This window comes from Agrobacterium sp. lyk4-40-TYG-31, assembly GCF_030209855.1.
Lineage (GTDB): Bacteria > Pseudomonadota > Alphaproteobacteria > Rhizobiales > Rhizobiaceae > Agrobacterium > Agrobacterium vaccinii.
On record NZ_JARVRE010000004.1, the window covers coordinates 333,113 to 347,392 of the forward strand.

Here is a 14,280-nt window from a genome sequence, read left to right on the forward strand (position 1 = left end):
TTTTCGTTATGAGAGGAAGCTGTCGCGCAGCGCTTCGAATTTCGAAAGCTGGTCGGCCAGCAGTTCCTTGTTTTCGTCGCGGCGTACGAACAGCTTGAACATGGCGCTGCCACTGGCATTCATGAACCAGACGGACAGCGACCGGCGACCATGGAACGCGCGGTCCACAAAGGTGATCGTCGCGCAATTGTCTTTCTTGATGTGCCCGCCAATGGGGCTGTCACCATGAATGTTGAACCAACCATGTCCTTCCGTTCCCTCCGGCAGGTGGCCGGGAACTTCGAAGACAATGTCCGGCGTCTGCACGATCATCAGGACTTCGCCCCAGCTGCGCAGCTCGTTCCATATGTCGATGAACCTCTCGGCGGGAGCAGAGACGGCAGCACCGCGCGGCAGAACGGCCAGCACGTCAGCCGGTGTCACGCCAGCGGTTGCTGCAATGGCCTCCACCACGCCATCGGGTTTTTCGGCAAGCGCTGCCCTTGCGCGCTCGGGAATGGCCGTGTCGCTCATGCGTGGCCTGCCACGGGAAGGTCTTCGCCGTTCTGGCCCTCGTGAATGATCACATCGAAGCCTTCGAAATGCGGGCCGGAAAGATATTCGACCTTGCCGCGATTGTTGCCGGCATTGGCGTGGGCTGCGCGGAACTGTTCGGATTTCGTCCAGGCGGTGAAATCGTCCTTGGTGGCCCAGACGGTGTGGGATGCATAAAGCGTGTGGTCGTCCGCCTTGGCGCCCTTCAACATGTGAAACTCGACATAGCCCGGCATCTCGGCGAGGTGACGCTTGCGCTCCCGCCAGATGGTCTCGAACGCTTCTTCAAAACCCGGCACGACACGAAACCGGTTCATGGCAATAAACATGGATAGTCTCCCTTTCAGTTCTGGCACCAGTGTTGGCACCGCTGCCCCTGCGGAGGGAGATATTAAGATAACAAAAATAGTCAACTTATCGGATTGTGCGGCTTATAAAGATGTGTAATTAACTCAACTTATATGGCGTGCAGGCTGTAGCGCGCCGCATTGTTTCAGGATCACACCATGCCGCTTTCACTTCGTTGCCTCATCATCAGTGCCATCGTTCCCGTTTCGCTGGCACTCTCTCCCGTTGCCGCCAGTGCCTCCGATCAGGGTAACCCGCAGGCAAAGCGCATCGTGGCGGTGGGTGGGACGATCACCGAAATTCTCTACGCGCTGGGTGCGGGAGACCGCATCGTGGCGCGTGACTCGACCAGCAGCTTTCCGGCGGAAGCACTCACGAAGCCGGATATAGGCTATATGCGCGCGCTGTCGTCGGAAGGCATTTTGTCGCAAAAGCCCGATCTCATTCTGTCAGAAGACGGTGCCGGTCCTGCCGACGTGATCGGCATTCTAAAGGCCAGCGAAGTTCCGATGGTGACGGTCGACACGCCGCCGCTGCCGGGTGCGATAGCCAAGAAGATCGAGGATGTCGGCGCAGCCGTCGGTCTTTCGGACAAGGCCAAAGGTCTGGCCGATGAGGTGAACAAGGGCCTTGCAGCGCTAGCCAGCGACGTTGCCACTGTCGGGACTAAGAAAAAGCGCGTGCTGTTCGTTCTGTCCACCGCTGGTGGTCGCATTATGGCGGCGGGCAAGGATACGGAAGCGGCAGCCATCATAGAAATGGCAGGCGGTATCAATGCTGCCCAGGAGATTACCGGCTATAAGCCGCTGACCGATGAGGCCGTGATTGCGGCAGCTCCCGATGTGGTCTTGACCATGCAGCGCGGCAACCATGCGGAAAATCCCGATCAGGTGTTTGCGCTTCCGGCCTTCCAGTCCACCCCGGCTGCGGCATCCAAGTCGCTGATCAGCATGGATGGCCTTTATCTCATCGGTTTCGGTCCGCGCACGCCTGCGGCCGGACGGGAACTTGCCGCCAAGCTTTACCCTGAAATCGTGAAGCCATGAGTGCCGCAGTGGTGAGCCAGGGCGCGGGTCCCATAGCAGGAGACCGTTCTCGCAAGGGTGCCATCACGATTGTTGTACTCGTTGCGGTTCTGGTTTTTGCTTGCTTCGTGTCTCTGGCCAGCGGTCCGACGGGTGTGGGGCTGCATGAACTCTGGCTCTATTTTACCGGACACGCCGATACCATGGATGCGCGCGACCGGGTTATCCTTGAGGCCGTGCGCCTGCCGCGCACCGGTCTCGGCCTGATGATCGGGGCCGGGCTTGCCATTTCCGGCGCCATGATGCAGGGGCTGTTTCGCAACCCTCTGGCCGATCCCGGCCTGATCGGCATCACATCGGGGGCTGCGCTGTTTGCTGTCGCGGCACTGGCGCTGGGCGGCAGCATGCTGGCACCGCTTGCGTTGTTTTTCGGGGCGCATTTCCTGCCGCTGATGGCGTTTTTCGGCGGACTTATCAATACGCTGCTGCTCTATCTGATCGCGACCCGCAACGGCTCCACCTCCACCACCGTTCTCGTTCTGGCCGGTATTGCGATCGCCGCGCTCAGTGCCGCACTAATGGGGCTGATGATGTTCGTGGCCGATGACCGGGCGCTGCGCGACATCACCTTCTGGAGCCTTGGCTCGCTAGGCGGTGCGACGTCGCTGAAAATCTGGACGACGTTGCCGTTTTTCCTCGTCATTCTCGCCAGTATTCCCTTCGTGTCGAAGGGGCTGGATGCGCTGATCCTTGGAGATGCCGTTGCCTTTCACATGGGCATACCGGTGCAGCGCCTGAAGCGCGTCGTCATCGTTGCCGTTGCCGCCGCCTGCGGAGCGAGCGTTGCGGCGGCGGGGTCCATCGGTTTCGTCGGCATTGTCGTGCCGCATCTGCTGCGGCTTGTCATCGGTTCGTCGCACCGGTTCTTGCTGCCTGCCTCTGCCATCGGCGGCGCGGCGTTGCTGCTTCTGGCAGACAGTTTCGCGCGCACCGTGGCAGCACCCGCCGAACTGCCCATCGGCGTCGTCACCGCGCTGATCGGTGCGCCGGTCTTCCTGTTTCTGCTGTTGGGCCGTGGCAATGGGCTCGGTCTGAGGAACGTGTCATGATTTCCACGCGTGGTGTTACCGTTACACGATCTGGCCGCCGCTTGCTGGACGATGTCTCCATCACGCTTTTGCCGGGCACGTTCAGCGTCATTATCGGCCCCAACGGGGCTGGAAAATCCACCCTGATGAAGGTGCTGTCAGGCGAAATGCGTGCCGACACGGGCACCGTTGCCTATTGCACTGTCGATGTCGGACTGTTCAAACCGGCGCAGCTTGCCCGTCTGCGGGCCGTGTTACCGCAAAGCACGGTACTGTCATTTCCCTTTACTGCGCTGGAAATCGTGCGGATGGGGGCCGTGGCGCAGGGGTCTCTTCAGCCAGAGGAACAGGCGAGGGCGGCACTGGCCAAGGTGGGCCTGAGCGGTTTCGAGGGCCGGGCTTACAACATGCTGTCGGGTGGGGAGCAGCAGCGGGTTCAGTTCGCGCGTGCGCTTGCGCAAGTGCCGCAGGCCGTCGAGAACGGCGAGGCGAAGGCGCTTCTGCTGGATGAACCGACATCGAGCCTGGATCTTGGTCACCAGATTTCCGTGCTGGAAACCGCGCGGGATTTTGCGAAAAGCGGCGGCACGGTGCTGGCGGTTCTGCACGATCTCAATCTCGCGGCGGAATTTGCAGATCAACTTATCGTCATGCATCGTGGCAGAATTACCGCCTGCGGACCGTCGCGCGAAACGATCAACGACGAGACAATTGCGCGGGTCTACGGCATTGGCGGCACTGTGGGCCGCATACCCGCCGGACACATACCCTATGTGCTGCCGCAATCACGCCATCGGTAAGAAACGTTCAGGGTTCGGGCCGGGTGGAGACGTAGAGGGCAGCGCCCAGCATGACGGCGGCGACGATGGTCGCACGCAACGCCGTTGGCTCGGTTCCGAACCAGAAAATTGCGTAACTCATTGTCATCAAAGACACGGCGGCGATTTTCGCCTTGCGCGGGACCGCGCCTTTTTCACGCCAGTTTCTGAGCGACGGCCCAAATTTGGGGTGCGAGAGAAGCCATGCCTCGAGCTTTGGCGACGATTTGGAGAAGCACCAGAGCGCGATCAGCAAAAACGGTGTCGTCGGCAAAATCGGCAGGAAGGCACCGACGATGCCGATGGCAACCATGAGCCAGCCAAGACAGAGATAAAGGATGCGCATGCGTGCCGGTATCATGAGTTTCGATGTCAGGATAGTGGGAAAGCCGTAGTGCCGAGGCGTGGGTGATTATCTGCCATGCGCCTTGAAATGGCGTCAAGGGTTGAAACTCTTGGCTCCAGCCGCTATCTGCCTGCCCCGATGCCTGCGGCATAAGCAGGACACCACGAAGCAGGAAGAAGGAAACACCATGGCCAAACTTATTCACTCTATGGTCCGGGTGCTGGACGAAAAGCGTTCGGTGGGTTTTTACAATCAGGTTTTCGGTCTGGAGATCGCGGAGCGTTTTGAGTTCGAAACCTTCACGCTGGTCTATCTCAGCAATGCCGAAGGTGACTTCGAGCTCGAGCTGACGATCAACAAGGGCCGCGAAGTGCCTTACGCGTTGGGCGATGGCTATGGCCACATCGCTGTGAGCGTCGAAGACGTGGATGCCGAGCATGCGCGGCTGACGGCGCTTGGCCTTTCGGTCGGCAAGATCGTCAACGCTGAATACAAAGGCGCGCCTTTCGCGAAATACTTCTTCATCTGCGACCCGGATGGGTACAAGATCGAAGTGCTGGAACGCGGCAATCGCTTCAAATAATACGAGGTTCTTCATGGCAGAGGCAGGCGTAAAACTGGAAGAAAGCTGGAAACACGTTCTTTCCGCAGAATTCGCCAGCCCCTACATGCTCAAGCTGAAAGAGTTTCTGCTTGCCGAGAAAAATGCGGGCAAGCACATCTTTCCCAAGGGCAGCGAGTATTTTCGCGCTCTGGACCTGACGCCGCTGGACGAGGTCAAGGTCGTCATTCTCGGGCAGGACCCCTATCACAGGGAAGGGCAGGCGCATGGCCTGTGTTTTTCCGTGCAGCCGGGCGTCCGCGTGCCGCCATCGCTCGTCAATATCTACAAGGAATTGCAGAGCGATCTGGGTATTGTGCCCGTGCGCCATGGCTTCCTGGAAAGCTGGGCAAAGCAAGGTGTGCTGTTGCTCAACAGCGTACTGACCGTGGAACAATCCCGCGCCGCCTCGCATCAGGGGCAGGGCTGGGAAAAGTTCACCGATGCCGTCATCCGCACCGTAAACGATGAGTGCGATGGCGTTGTGTTCTTACTTTGGGGCTCTTATGCCCAGAAGAAAGCGGCCTTCGTGGACCAGTCCAAGCATCTGGTCCTCAAATCACCGCATCCCTCACCGCTCTCGGCTCACAACGGCTTCTTTGGAAACCACCATTTTTCGAAAGCCAACGAGTTTCTGGTTTCGAAAGGCCGGGAGCCTATCGACTGGCAGTTGCCAGCCGATGTCTGAGCCCCTTACGCCAGCTGCAACCTATTTGACCACATTGATCTCAGATACATAGTCGCGAACGATACCGTCGTCCGAAGATGCTCGGATAACGACCTTGTCACGACCGACATATCCCTTTTGAGACGTGTAGTAGGCGACGGTTCCCATCACCTCTTTGCCTGTGCAAGGTCTGTAATCGCCGGAAAACTTGCCTTCGACTTTCTCGTGAACGATATCGACCTTGCCGTGTTGAGGAGGATCAATTACGCGCATTTCTGCAAATGTGCGCATGTTGCAATCGCGTTTTACAATGGCAACTCGACTGATTTTGAGACGATCACCGCTCACAGTCGTTTTTTGGGAAGAATATTGTTTCACACCATCGGCGTTGGTGGTGACGCAACTCGATAGCGCTGCTGAAATTGTCAAAACCAAAGCTGCATTAACCGCAAATCTATTCACGATCCACTCCAGTAACAAAGTTATGAGGTGAAACTAGAGGCGAGCCGACGGCAGTCAAGTTAAATTAACGTAACGAATGGGTTGGTGGTGGAAATCCAAAAAAAGCGGGGGGTTGGTGTCCCGGCAAAATACACGACCTTGCGCAAAACGGCTTTGCACTTTCAGATCGACTGTTCTAAAGATAACCGGAGTAATCTGAAGGATTTAAGCCGGTGCTTCTGTCTGCGCAAACATCTGTCGCTCTTCCCAATCCAGCCGCCATTGTCGATGCGTTCCACGAGCATTTTGCCGAGTATATGACGATGACCCGCGAGGGGCAGGCGTTGCACTTCGAGGCGGATTACGGCAACGGCACATTCGATGCAGAGGACGGACGTTTTGCAGCGCGGATCAACTGCGTTTCTGAAAATGTGCTGCTCTCCGTCAAGGCCATGGTGGCAGAACATATCGTCGAGTTTACTGGCGATACGTCGCTGGACTTCCGCTGGGAAGGCCATGGCTCGGATATGCGCGAGATGTCCAATCTCTTCAGCGGTCGGGTGGTGCGTGCCTATAATCTGACACCGAAGATGCGCCGGGTGGTGATTGCCATCGATAATGGCATCGAGCGCCTGATGAGTGGCGGTCTGCATGTCCGTATTCTCATCCTGCGCGATCAAACCCGCACGCCGGTCTGGCCGCATCTATCGAAGACCGGTGCCATTGTCTGGGCAAAAGGCGACGATGAGCAGGCCCGGCGCGTCTACACCATCCGCTCCGGCGATGTCGCGCGTGGGGAAATCGATCTCGATTTCGTCATGCATGAAGGCGACAACATGCCGGGCGCGCATTTTGGCGCGACGGCGGCTGCGGGCGATATCGTTGGGATCGTTGGTCCCGGCGGCGAAATGCCGGACGCGGAGACCTATGTTTTTGCCGGTGACGAGACCGCGCTGCCCGTCATGCTGCGTATGGCCGAGGAGATGCCAGCGGGTAAAAAGCTGACCGTCTATGCTGAAATCGACAATCCGCAGGAGCAGCAGGAGATTTCATCTAAGGCTGACGTCAACTGGAACTGGCTCTATCGCAACGGTCAAGCCGCTGGAACGGCGGGTTTGCTGGCGCAGGCGCTGCGCGCGCATTCATGGTCGGGTTCTGAGGGGCTGCATGTTTTCGTTGGCTGCGAGAAGGGCGAAGCCCGCATCGTCAAGAAAATGCTGGCCGAAGACGCGAAGCTTCCGAAGACGGCATTCGTGACGGCTGGTTACTGGGTGAAGGGTGCCAATGATGACGACCACTAAGTGGCGTACTATCTGCTGAACAGTTCACGCTACCGTCTCCAAATTGAGAACAATCCGTTCTGAGCGTTCTGTCTTTACGAACGTCATGATCTGCACCATCTTGAGCCCATGAACGAAGGGCATCGCTTCCCGCGAGCCCGCCAATATCCAGGGGTTTGAGATGCTGAACCAGATCAAAGGCTTGCACCACGTGACATCCATGGCCGCGAGTGCACGTGGCAACAACCGTTTCTTCACCGACACGCTCGGCCTGCGCCGGGTCAAAAAGACCGTCAACTTCGATGCGCCCGATGTTTATCACCTCTACTATGGTGACGAAGTCGGCACGCCGGGCTCGGTCATGACGTACTTTCCGTTCCCGCACATTGCGCGCGGGCGTCAGGGCACTGGCGAAGTCGGTACCACGTTGTTTTCCGCACCCGAGGGATCTCTGGGTTACTGGCAGGATCGGTTTACCAAGGCCAATGTCGATGGCTTGAAAGCCGATGAGGCCTTTGGCAACAAGCGCCTGCATTTTGCCGGTCCTGATGGCGATGGCTTTGCGCTGGTGGAAATCAAGGACGACGAGCGTGCGCAATGGACTGCCAATGGCGTTGGCAAAGATCAGGCCATCAGGGGTTTTCAGGGCGCTTCGCTGCGCCTTCAGGATGAGGGTGCCACAGCTGAACTGTTGAAGTTCATGGGGTACCAGGAAGTGGACCGCCAGGATGGCGTGTTGCGGCTGGGCATGCCCGGCGGCAATGGGGCCGATGTCATCGACATTGAAACCATGCCGAATATTTCAGGCGCACGGGCTGGTGCCGGTTCTGTCCACCATATCGCCTTTGCGGTCGAAAACCGTGAGAAGCAGCTGGAAGTCCGCAAGGCTCTGATGGATACGGGTTATCAGGTCACGCCGGTCATCGACCGTGATTACTTCTGGGCGATCTATTTCCGCACACCTGGTGGCGTCCTGTTCGAGATTGCCACCAACGAGCCCGGCTTCGACCGCGACGAGGATACGGCGCATTTGGGCGAGGCGCTGCAATTGCCTTCGCAGCACGCACATCTACGCGCCACGCTGGAGCAGCATCTGGAGCCGCTGGACGATAGCGCAAAGTAACTGACGTGAAGGCTTGTGGCGCTACCGCCGCAAGTCCTTCAAGGGAGACATATCCATGAGCAAGGATAGCTACATTCACAAGGCCCGCGCCGGTGCGCCGGGTCAGCCCGCCTTTTTTGTCTTTCACGGCACGGGCGGTGATGAAAATCAGTTCTTCGATTTTGGTGCCCGCCTGTTGCCGAACGCGACTGTCATATCGCCCCGGGGCGATGTTGCAGAGTTTGGTGCAGCGCGCTTTTTCCGCAGAACGGCGGAAGGCGTCTATGACATGGCTGATCTCGATCGCGCCACGCAGCAGATGGCAGCCTTCGTGACGGCCAACCGCGACTATCACGAGGCGGGTCTTGTGCTGGGCCTAGGGTTTTCCAACGGTGCGAATATTCTGGCAAACGTCCTGATCGAGTTCCCCGACCTGTTCAACGCTGCGGTGCTGATGCACCCGCTGATCCCGTTCGAGCCGAAGCCCGCGCCCTCGCCAGACTCTCGCCGGGTGCTGATGACGGCAGGGGAACGTGATCCGATCTGCCCCGTGCCGCTGACGAACAAGCTTGCGGAATACTTCAAGGCACAGGGCGGTGAGGTTGAGATGGAATGGCACGCTGGTAATCATGACATTCGCGGGAATGAAATCGAGGCGGCGAAGGTGTTTCTGGCGCCTTATGTTTGATAGCTTCCGTCATGCCGGCCCTGAGCCGATATCCAGCAGCACTGCGTCTGCGGTGCGAAAAAGTCTTTTGACCTGACAGATGTCAGGTCACTGGACCCCGCAGCAAGTGCGGGGTGACGGAGGGGGCAGAGGAATAACGTCTACCGATATCCGCAATCCTGTAATTGCTTCTCATAGCGGATTGCCATGTTGGCGGAGCGGCGGGCTGCCTGTTGAATCGCTCGATTGTTGCGCCAGACGCCGTTGGAATAGCCCGCATGGCCGGAATAATAAGCGAGATAGAGATTATAGGGGTCGTTCAGCGCGATGCCGTTCTGGCGGTTGCTCTTGGCGTGGTACCAGCCGACGAAGTGGATGGCGTCGGTGAAATCCGTGCGGCTGGCGTTCCAGCGGCCCGTTTCGCGCTGATAGACTTTCCACGTGCCATCCAGCGCCTGGGCGTAGCCATAGGCGGTGGACTTACGTCCCCAGGGAATGAAGCCGAAGAGTTTGTTGCGCGGCGGGCGGGCATAGGGCTGGAAACTGGATTCGGTGTAAATGGTGGCCATCATCACGGGCACCGGCACGCCGAACTCACGTTCTGCCGCCTGCGCATCTTTTTTCCAGTTGTTGAACATGCCGTTTCGCTGTTCGAAGATCGCACAGGCATTGGTGATCTGCGACGGAGCCGTCGCGCAGCCAGCCAGAACAGTCAAAAGAAAAACGACGACAAATACGCCACGCATCGCGAAACCTCTCGTTCCGCTCATTACTAAATTGTAAATCTTAACGGTCGGTTTTGAGACAAGGTTAATGCAAATGCGATCTATTAAGGTTTCATTTACAATCAGATGCGGCCCATGGCGCTTGCCATCTGATAGAGCGCCAGTCCCGACGCCGTTCCGGCATTCAGGCTATCGAGTTGCGGCGACTGGGCGATGCGGGCGGTGTGGAAGCGGGACAGCACGTCCTGCGGCAGTCCATCCCCCTCGGTGCCGATGACCAGCGCCATTCTAGCCGATGCTTGTATATCGCGGATTTCCGCAGTGCCCGCCGGAGAAAGGCTCCAGATGTCGAAGCCTTCAGTCGCCAGCGTTTCCAGCATGCCAACGGCACTTCCGCCACGATGGTAGGGGACAGATAACACCGAGCCGACCGAAACGCGCAAGGACTTGCGATAGAGCGGATCGCAGCAGGTGGTGTCCATGAACACCGCATCGGCGTAAAAAGCAGCGGCGTTGCGAAACATGGCGCCGAGATTATCATGATTGGAAATGCCGCAACCAGCCAGAACCAGCGAGGTGTCAGGCAATTGCCGGATGGTCGCCGTCAGGTCGTTTTCGCTTGTCCGCTTTCCAATCGCCAGAATGCCCCTGTGCAGATGGAATCCAACGATGGCATCCAGCACTTCGGCCTTCGCCACATAGACTGGCACCTCTTCCGGGAAGTCGCTGATGATGTCGGCGACGCCTGCCAGACGGTTCTCTAGGATGAGAATGCTTTCAGCCGCGAAATCGCCGCCAGCCTTGTGCGCTGCTGCCAGCATGCGCAGAACGACAGTGCCCTCAACGATGAAGCGGCCCTGTCTGCCGGTCAGGTCACGCTCTTTCACATCGCGGAAATGGGCGATACGCGGATCGTCGGCCTGCGTTATCGGGATGAAGGTTCTGATATCAGTCAGATCAGCGGGCATCGATGGTAATGTCTGCCACGAAGCGACCGGCCTGCACGTTGAACACCAGCGCCTTGCGCGTGCCATTGGTAAGACGTCCGTAAAACAGCATATCACCATTGGCGAAAGAGACGTTTTCGATGGTGAAGCCCTGCGGCAGGCTGGCTGTGGCGGCGACCGGCGCGTCAGAAGGAACGGCGTTCGTCGTCGCTGTGGTCGCTGTCTTGGACGGGCCAACCGCCTTATAGACAACCGCACCGAAGACAGCCATAAGGCTGATAAACATTACGGAGCCCGACACGATCTGCAAACGGATCATCTTGCGGCGAACTTTTTCCATGGCCGGGTCTAACGGCTGGTCGTCCTGTTCGGCTTGCTCGATCTGCGTCATCGGGATCCTTGGATATTGTTGAGTGATCGGAAAATAAGAATGAACGACCCCTTTAAACAAGGCGGAGACGCAAGGAAAGTCCTGATTGCCGGGGAAGACGCCGAAGGCCGCCTCGATGCATGGCTGGCAGCTGAGGTCGGTGGCGATCTGTCGCGCAGCCGCATCAAGGCCTTGATCGAGCAGGGCGCGGTTTTTCTGAACGAGAAGCCTATCACCGAGCCTAAGAAGAAGGTGCATCCGGGCGACCGCATCGAGATCACCATGCCGGAGCCGGAAGACCCGGAACCCAAGGGTGAAGACATTCCGCTTGATGTTGAGTACGAGGACGAAGACCTCATCGTGCTATTGAAGCCGCCTGGCCTCGTCGTGCATCCCGGTGCTGGCAACTGGACCGGTACGCTGGTCAATGCGCTGATCCACCATTGCGGCGATAGTCTCTCCGGCATTGGCGGCGTCAAGCGCCCCGGTATCGTGCATCGTCTGGACAAGGAAACCAGCGGCGTGATGGTGGTTGCCAAGAACGACAATGCCCACCGGCATCTGGCTGCGCAATTTGCCGACCACGGTCGCACAGGACCGTTGGAGCGCGCGTACAAGGCCATCGTCTGGGGGCGACCGAAAACCCTGCGCGGCACAATCGATGCGCCGCTTGGTCGTGGTGCCGACCGCACCAAGCGTGCGGTGAAAAACGAAGACTCCAACGACGCGCGCGAGGCGATTACGCATTACGAGGTGATCGAGCGCTATCACGAAAAGCCGGATGCGACGTGCCTTGCCTCGCTGGTGGAATGCAGGCTTGAAACAGGTCGCACCCATCAGATCCGCGTTCATATGGCCCATATCGGCCACCCGCTGATCGGTGACCCGGAATATGGGGCAGCCTTTCGTACCAAGGCCAACCTTCTGCCGGATCATGCCAGAGACGTGGTCAATCTGTTTCCGCGTCAGGCCCTGCATGCCTACCTGCTCGCATTCGAACACCCCCGCACCGGTGAGGTGATGGAGTTCGAGACGGATATGCCTGACGATATGGATGCCCTGGCGGTCGCTCTGCGCGCCTGACACGCCCAAATGACGACACGTTTACGCTGGTGAGCGCGTCTCACCGGCGCCATTCGTGCTGGAGAATATTCGCCTAAGTATTAAATAACATACGAAAATTAGCTTAGTCGAATTCGTGAATGTTAAGTAAAAACAATTTGTCTCAATTTCGCTTCAATTATTCTTAGTTTTTTGCATTGCAACAAGCAGTATAGAAACGGTAACCGGCGTTAATAATAAATCTATCTTAGATTGAAATTTCCTTCAACCTGCTATTCCACATGCAGAAAACAGGGATAAAGCGCAATGAACGTGAATGACCGTAAATTCATCTTCCATGACCTACAAAAAATCGAAGGTTATATTGATCCTCCCGATGCTCTTGTTTTTACGTCGCTGCTTCATGCTCAGCAGAAAAAGTCACTGAAAGGCGGAGTCGCCGAGATCGGTGTTTTCTATGGCCGTTCTTACTTTCTCCTTCGCAAGGCCATAGGCAATGATGGCGATGTGCTGGCGGTGGATTTGTTCGACCTTAACGACGCCGACGGCGAATGCCGCCAATACGAGCGGTTTCTGGACAACGGTAAACGTCTTGACCTCAAGGTCGATGAAAACCTTGTGATCAAGGGTGACAGCACGCAATTGACGCCGGACCAGATTCTGGAGAAGGTTGGCAGGGTCCGATTTTTCAGCGTCGATGGCGGCCATATGCTGCATCACGTTCTGGCTGACAGCAGGCTGGCGATGGATGTTCTGGCCGATCATGGCATTATCGCCTTTGATGATACGTTCAATCCGCAATGGCCTGAAGTTACCGTTGGCGTGGCGGACTTCCTTCGCCAACACGGCGATCATTTCAGCGCCTTCTGCATGACGAAATATAAGACCTATGTGTGTCGGCGCGAATACCTTGATTACTATGAAAAGGTGGTCACGCAGGCGCCAGAACTGCTTGCTTTCGAGCATGTGGAAACGGAGTTTCTCGGTGCCAAGGTCACGCGGCTACACAACCCCATGGGTCGTCGCATGATCTATGAGTTGATGATCCGGTCCGGCCTGACGAATTTTTCGGAACGAATTTATCGCTGACAAGTTTTCAGGGTAACCAAGGCAGAGTTATTTTATAACGTGCCAAACTTGCGCGCGCTTGAATCAAGTGCGCGCAATACATATCTGACAATAGGGTTCGTGCGGGGTCGACATCCGACCCGCGACTTTGGCTCGCCCGAAAGGGGATCCAGCCTAGAACAAAGATAAGGGGGTGCTTTATGGCCCGCAATAGTTTGCCTTCCATTACCGCCGGTGAAGCCGGTCTTAATCGATATCTCGATGAAATCCGCAAGTTCCCGATGCTGGAGCCGCAGGAAGAATACATGCTTGGCAAACGTTATGCCGAACATGGTGATCGCGACGCTGCCCACAGGCTGGTGACGAGCCACCTGCGTCTCGTGGCGAAGATTGCCATGGGGTATCGCGGATATGGCCTGCCGATTGGCGAAGTGGTGTCCGAAGGCAATGTGGGCCTTATGCAGGCAGTCAAGAAATTCGACCCCGAGCGCGGCTTCCGTCTGGCGACCTATGCCATGTGGTGGATCAAGGCGTCTATCCAGGAATATATCCTGCGCTCATGGTCGCTGGTCAAGATGGGCACGACCGCCAATCAGAAGCGCCTGTTCTTCAATCTGCGTCGCCTCAAGGGCAAGATCCAGGCCATTGATGACGGTGATCTGAAGCCGGAGCACGTGAGCGAAATCGCGACCAAGCTTCAGGTGTCCGAAGAAGAGGTCATTTCGATGAACCGCCGTCTGCACGGTGATGCATCGCTCAACGCGCCGATCAAGGCTGCGGAAGGCGAAGCTGGACAGTGGCAGGATTGGCTGGTCGACGATCATGACAGTCAGGAAACCGTGCTAATCGAGCAGGACGAGCTCGATACGCGCAGACGCATGCTCGCAAAGGCCATGGGCGTTTTGAACGAGCGCGAACGTCGCATCTTCGAGGCACGCCGCCTGTCGGAAGATCCGGTTACGCTGGAAGACCTGTCAACCGAGTTCGATATCAGCCGCGAGCGCGTGCGCCAGATCGAAGTGCGGGCTTTCGAAAAGGTTCAGGAAGCTGTTCAGAAGGAAGCGCTGGAGGCGGCCAAGGCTCTGCGCGTCGTTGACGCTTAAGGCGCTGCGCCCAAGACTTTTCTTAGGTCGCGCATTAAGCGCATAAAAATAAGGCCCCGGATGATCGCATCCGGGGCCTTATTGATTT

At 57.5% G+C, this 14,280-nt stretch carries 18 protein-coding genes; 11 read left to right on the top strand and 7 right to left on the bottom strand.

What is annotated here, in order from left to right:
- Positions 1-6 precede the first annotated feature (6 nt).
- On the bottom strand, positions 7-513 hold the full coding sequence (hutX, locus tag QRN55_RS06840) for a heme utilization cystosolic carrier protein HutX (RefSeq protein WP_284775906.1): 507 nt from the start codon (positions 511-513) through the stop codon (positions 7-9).
- Positions 510-863: a heme-degrading protein HmuQ gene (gene hmuQ, locus QRN55_RS06845; protein ID WP_065697663.1), complete on the bottom strand. Its 354-nt coding sequence runs from the start codon at positions 861-863 to the stop codon at positions 510-512. The genes hutX and hmuQ overlap by 4 nt, the downstream gene beginning before the upstream one ends.
- 177 nt (positions 864-1,040) lie before the next feature.
- Between hmuQ and QRN55_RS06850 the strand changes: the two genes are divergently transcribed.
- The 3 genes from QRN55_RS06850 to QRN55_RS06860 are packed head-to-tail and all read left to right on the top strand — an operon-like array spanning position 1,041 to position 3,795.
- On the top strand, positions 1,041-1,928 hold the full coding sequence (locus tag QRN55_RS06850) for a heme/hemin ABC transporter substrate-binding protein (protein WP_284775912.1): 888 nt from the start codon (positions 1,041-1,043) through the stop codon (positions 1,926-1,928).
- Entirely contained in the window at positions 1,925-3,016 is a 1,092-nt protein-coding gene (locus QRN55_RS06855; protein ID WP_284775913.1) for a FecCD family ABC transporter permease, read from the top strand. Before QRN55_RS06850 ends, QRN55_RS06855 begins: the two co-directional genes overlap by 4 nt.
- Positions 3,013-3,795, top strand: coding sequence for a heme ABC transporter ATP-binding protein (locus QRN55_RS06860; protein ID WP_284775915.1), 783 nt, complete (start codon positions 3,013-3,015; stop codon positions 3,793-3,795). The genes QRN55_RS06855 and QRN55_RS06860 overlap by 4 nt, the downstream gene beginning before the upstream one ends.
- Before the next feature lie 7 nt (positions 3,796-3,802).
- Here the strand turns inward: QRN55_RS06860 and QRN55_RS06865 are convergent, their stop codons facing one another.
- Entirely contained in the window at positions 3,803-4,159 is a 357-nt protein-coding gene (locus QRN55_RS06865; RefSeq protein WP_284775917.1) for a YbaN family protein, read from the bottom strand.
- Between the two features lie 187 nt (positions 4,160-4,346).
- On the opposite strand from QRN55_RS06865, the gene QRN55_RS06870 reads away from it, so the two are divergent.
- Complete coding sequence (locus QRN55_RS06870; protein WP_111837661.1) at positions 4,347-4,742, top strand: VOC family protein; 396 nt, start codon at positions 4,347-4,349, stop codon at positions 4,740-4,742.
- 13 nt (positions 4,743-4,755) lie between these two features.
- Positions 4,756-5,448, top strand: coding sequence for a uracil-DNA glycosylase (gene ung, locus QRN55_RS06875; RefSeq protein ID WP_284775920.1), 693 nt, complete (start codon positions 4,756-4,758; stop codon positions 5,446-5,448).
- Positions 5,449-5,469: 21 nt separating this feature from the next.
- Here the strand turns inward: ung and QRN55_RS06880 are convergent, their stop codons facing one another.
- Complete coding sequence (locus QRN55_RS06880; protein WP_284775922.1) at positions 5,470-5,889, bottom strand: hypothetical protein; 420 nt, start codon at positions 5,887-5,889, stop codon at positions 5,470-5,472.
- Between the two features lie 212 nt (positions 5,890-6,101).
- On the opposite strand from QRN55_RS06880, the gene QRN55_RS06885 reads away from it, so the two are divergent.
- The 3 genes from QRN55_RS06885 to QRN55_RS06895 all read left to right on the top strand — a co-directional run bounded on the left by QRN55_RS06885 (position 6,102) and on the right by QRN55_RS06895 (position 8,938).
- On the top strand, positions 6,102-7,169 hold the full coding sequence (locus tag QRN55_RS06885; RefSeq protein ID WP_284775924.1) for a DUF2218 domain-containing protein: 1,068 nt from the start codon (positions 6,102-6,104) through the stop codon (positions 7,167-7,169).
- 160 nt (positions 7,170-7,329) lie between these two features.
- Complete coding sequence (locus QRN55_RS06890) at positions 7,330-8,271, top strand: VOC family protein (protein ID WP_284775926.1); 942 nt, start codon at positions 7,330-7,332, stop codon at positions 8,269-8,271.
- 55 nt (positions 8,272-8,326) lie between these two features.
- Positions 8,327-8,938, top strand: coding sequence for an alpha/beta hydrolase (locus tag QRN55_RS06895; protein WP_284775928.1), 612 nt, complete (start codon positions 8,327-8,329; stop codon positions 8,936-8,938).
- A gap of 140 nt (positions 8,939-9,078) precedes the next feature.
- Here QRN55_RS06895 and QRN55_RS06900 read toward each other — a convergent pair whose 3' ends face one another.
- The 3 genes from QRN55_RS06900 to QRN55_RS06910 form a co-directional block, all read right to left on the bottom strand.
- The gene (locus QRN55_RS06900; RefSeq protein ID WP_045228516.1) at positions 9,079-9,663 is read right to left on the bottom strand and encodes a transglycosylase SLT domain-containing protein; all 585 of its coding nucleotides are present in this window, start codon (positions 9,661-9,663) and stop codon (positions 9,079-9,081) included.
- A gap of 101 nt (positions 9,664-9,764) precedes the next feature.
- Positions 9,765-10,610, bottom strand: coding sequence for a TrmH family RNA methyltransferase (locus QRN55_RS06905; RefSeq protein ID WP_284775931.1), 846 nt, complete (start codon positions 10,608-10,610; stop codon positions 9,765-9,767).
- Entirely contained in the window at positions 10,600-10,980 is a 381-nt protein-coding gene (locus QRN55_RS06910) for a hypothetical protein (protein WP_284775932.1), read from the bottom strand. The genes QRN55_RS06905 and QRN55_RS06910 overlap by 11 nt, the downstream gene beginning before the upstream one ends.
- A 39-nt stretch (positions 10,981-11,019) precedes the next feature.
- Here QRN55_RS06910 and QRN55_RS06915 point away from each other — a divergent pair, with 39 nt between their 5' ends.
- The 3 genes from QRN55_RS06915 to rpoH all read left to right on the top strand — a co-directional run bounded on the left by QRN55_RS06915 (position 11,020) and on the right by rpoH (position 14,192).
- Positions 11,020-12,042, top strand: coding sequence for an RluA family pseudouridine synthase (locus QRN55_RS06915; RefSeq protein ID WP_284775933.1), 1,023 nt, complete (start codon positions 11,020-11,022; stop codon positions 12,040-12,042).
- 285 nt (positions 12,043-12,327) lie between these two features.
- On the top strand, positions 12,328-13,110 hold the full coding sequence (locus QRN55_RS06920) for a class I SAM-dependent methyltransferase (RefSeq protein WP_284775934.1): 783 nt from the start codon (positions 12,328-12,330) through the stop codon (positions 13,108-13,110).
- A gap of 179 nt (positions 13,111-13,289) precedes the next feature.
- Positions 13,290-14,192, top strand: coding sequence for an RNA polymerase sigma factor RpoH (rpoH, locus tag QRN55_RS06925; protein WP_284775935.1), 903 nt, complete (start codon positions 13,290-13,292; stop codon positions 14,190-14,192).
- Positions 14,193-14,280: the final 88 nt, after the last annotated feature.

What these genes read in the sequence shown, in the direction of transcription:
- hutX (WP_284775906.1), bottom strand. Translation starts at nt 513, where the DNA reads ATGAGCGACACGGCCATTCCCGAGCGCGCAAGGGCAGCGCTTGCCGAA.
- hmuQ (WP_065697663.1), bottom strand. Translation starts at nt 863, where the DNA reads ATGTTTATTGCCATGAACCGGTTTCGTGTCGTGCCGGGTTTTGAAGAA.
- QRN55_RS06850 (WP_284775912.1), top strand. Translation starts at nt 1,041, where the DNA reads ATGCCGCTTTCACTTCGTTGCCTCATCATCAGTGCCATCGTTCCCGTT.
- QRN55_RS06855 (WP_284775913.1), top strand. Translation starts at nt 1,925, where the DNA reads ATGAGTGCCGCAGTGGTGAGCCAGGGCGCGGGTCCCATAGCAGGAGAC.
- QRN55_RS06860 (WP_284775915.1), top strand. Translation starts at nt 3,013, where the DNA reads ATGATTTCCACGCGTGGTGTTACCGTTACACGATCTGGCCGCCGCTTG.
- QRN55_RS06865 (WP_284775917.1), bottom strand. Translation starts at nt 4,159, where the DNA reads ATGCGCATCCTTTATCTCTGTCTTGGCTGGCTCATGGTTGCCATCGGC.
- QRN55_RS06870 (WP_111837661.1), top strand. Translation starts at nt 4,347, where the DNA reads ATGGCCAAACTTATTCACTCTATGGTCCGGGTGCTGGACGAAAAGCGT.
- ung (WP_284775920.1), top strand. Translation starts at nt 4,756, where the DNA reads ATGGCAGAGGCAGGCGTAAAACTGGAAGAAAGCTGGAAACACGTTCTT.
- QRN55_RS06890 (WP_284775926.1), top strand. Translation starts at nt 7,330, where the DNA reads ATGCTGAACCAGATCAAAGGCTTGCACCACGTGACATCCATGGCCGCG.
- QRN55_RS06895 (WP_284775928.1), top strand. Translation starts at nt 8,327, where the DNA reads ATGAGCAAGGATAGCTACATTCACAAGGCCCGCGCCGGTGCGCCGGGT.
- QRN55_RS06900 (WP_045228516.1), bottom strand. Translation starts at nt 9,663, where the DNA reads ATGCGTGGCGTATTTGTCGTCGTTTTTCTTTTGACTGTTCTGGCTGGC.
- QRN55_RS06905 (WP_284775931.1), bottom strand. Translation starts at nt 10,610, where the DNA reads ATGCCCGCTGATCTGACTGATATCAGAACCTTCATCCCGATAACGCAG.
- QRN55_RS06910 (WP_284775932.1), bottom strand. Translation starts at nt 10,980, where the DNA reads ATGACGCAGATCGAGCAAGCCGAACAGGACGACCAGCCGTTAGACCCG.
- QRN55_RS06915 (WP_284775933.1), top strand. Translation starts at nt 11,020, where the DNA reads ATGAACGACCCCTTTAAACAAGGCGGAGACGCAAGGAAAGTCCTGATT.
- QRN55_RS06920 (WP_284775934.1), top strand. Translation starts at nt 12,328, where the DNA reads ATGAACGTGAATGACCGTAAATTCATCTTCCATGACCTACAAAAAATC.
- rpoH (WP_284775935.1), top strand. Translation starts at nt 13,290, where the DNA reads ATGGCCCGCAATAGTTTGCCTTCCATTACCGCCGGTGAAGCCGGTCTT.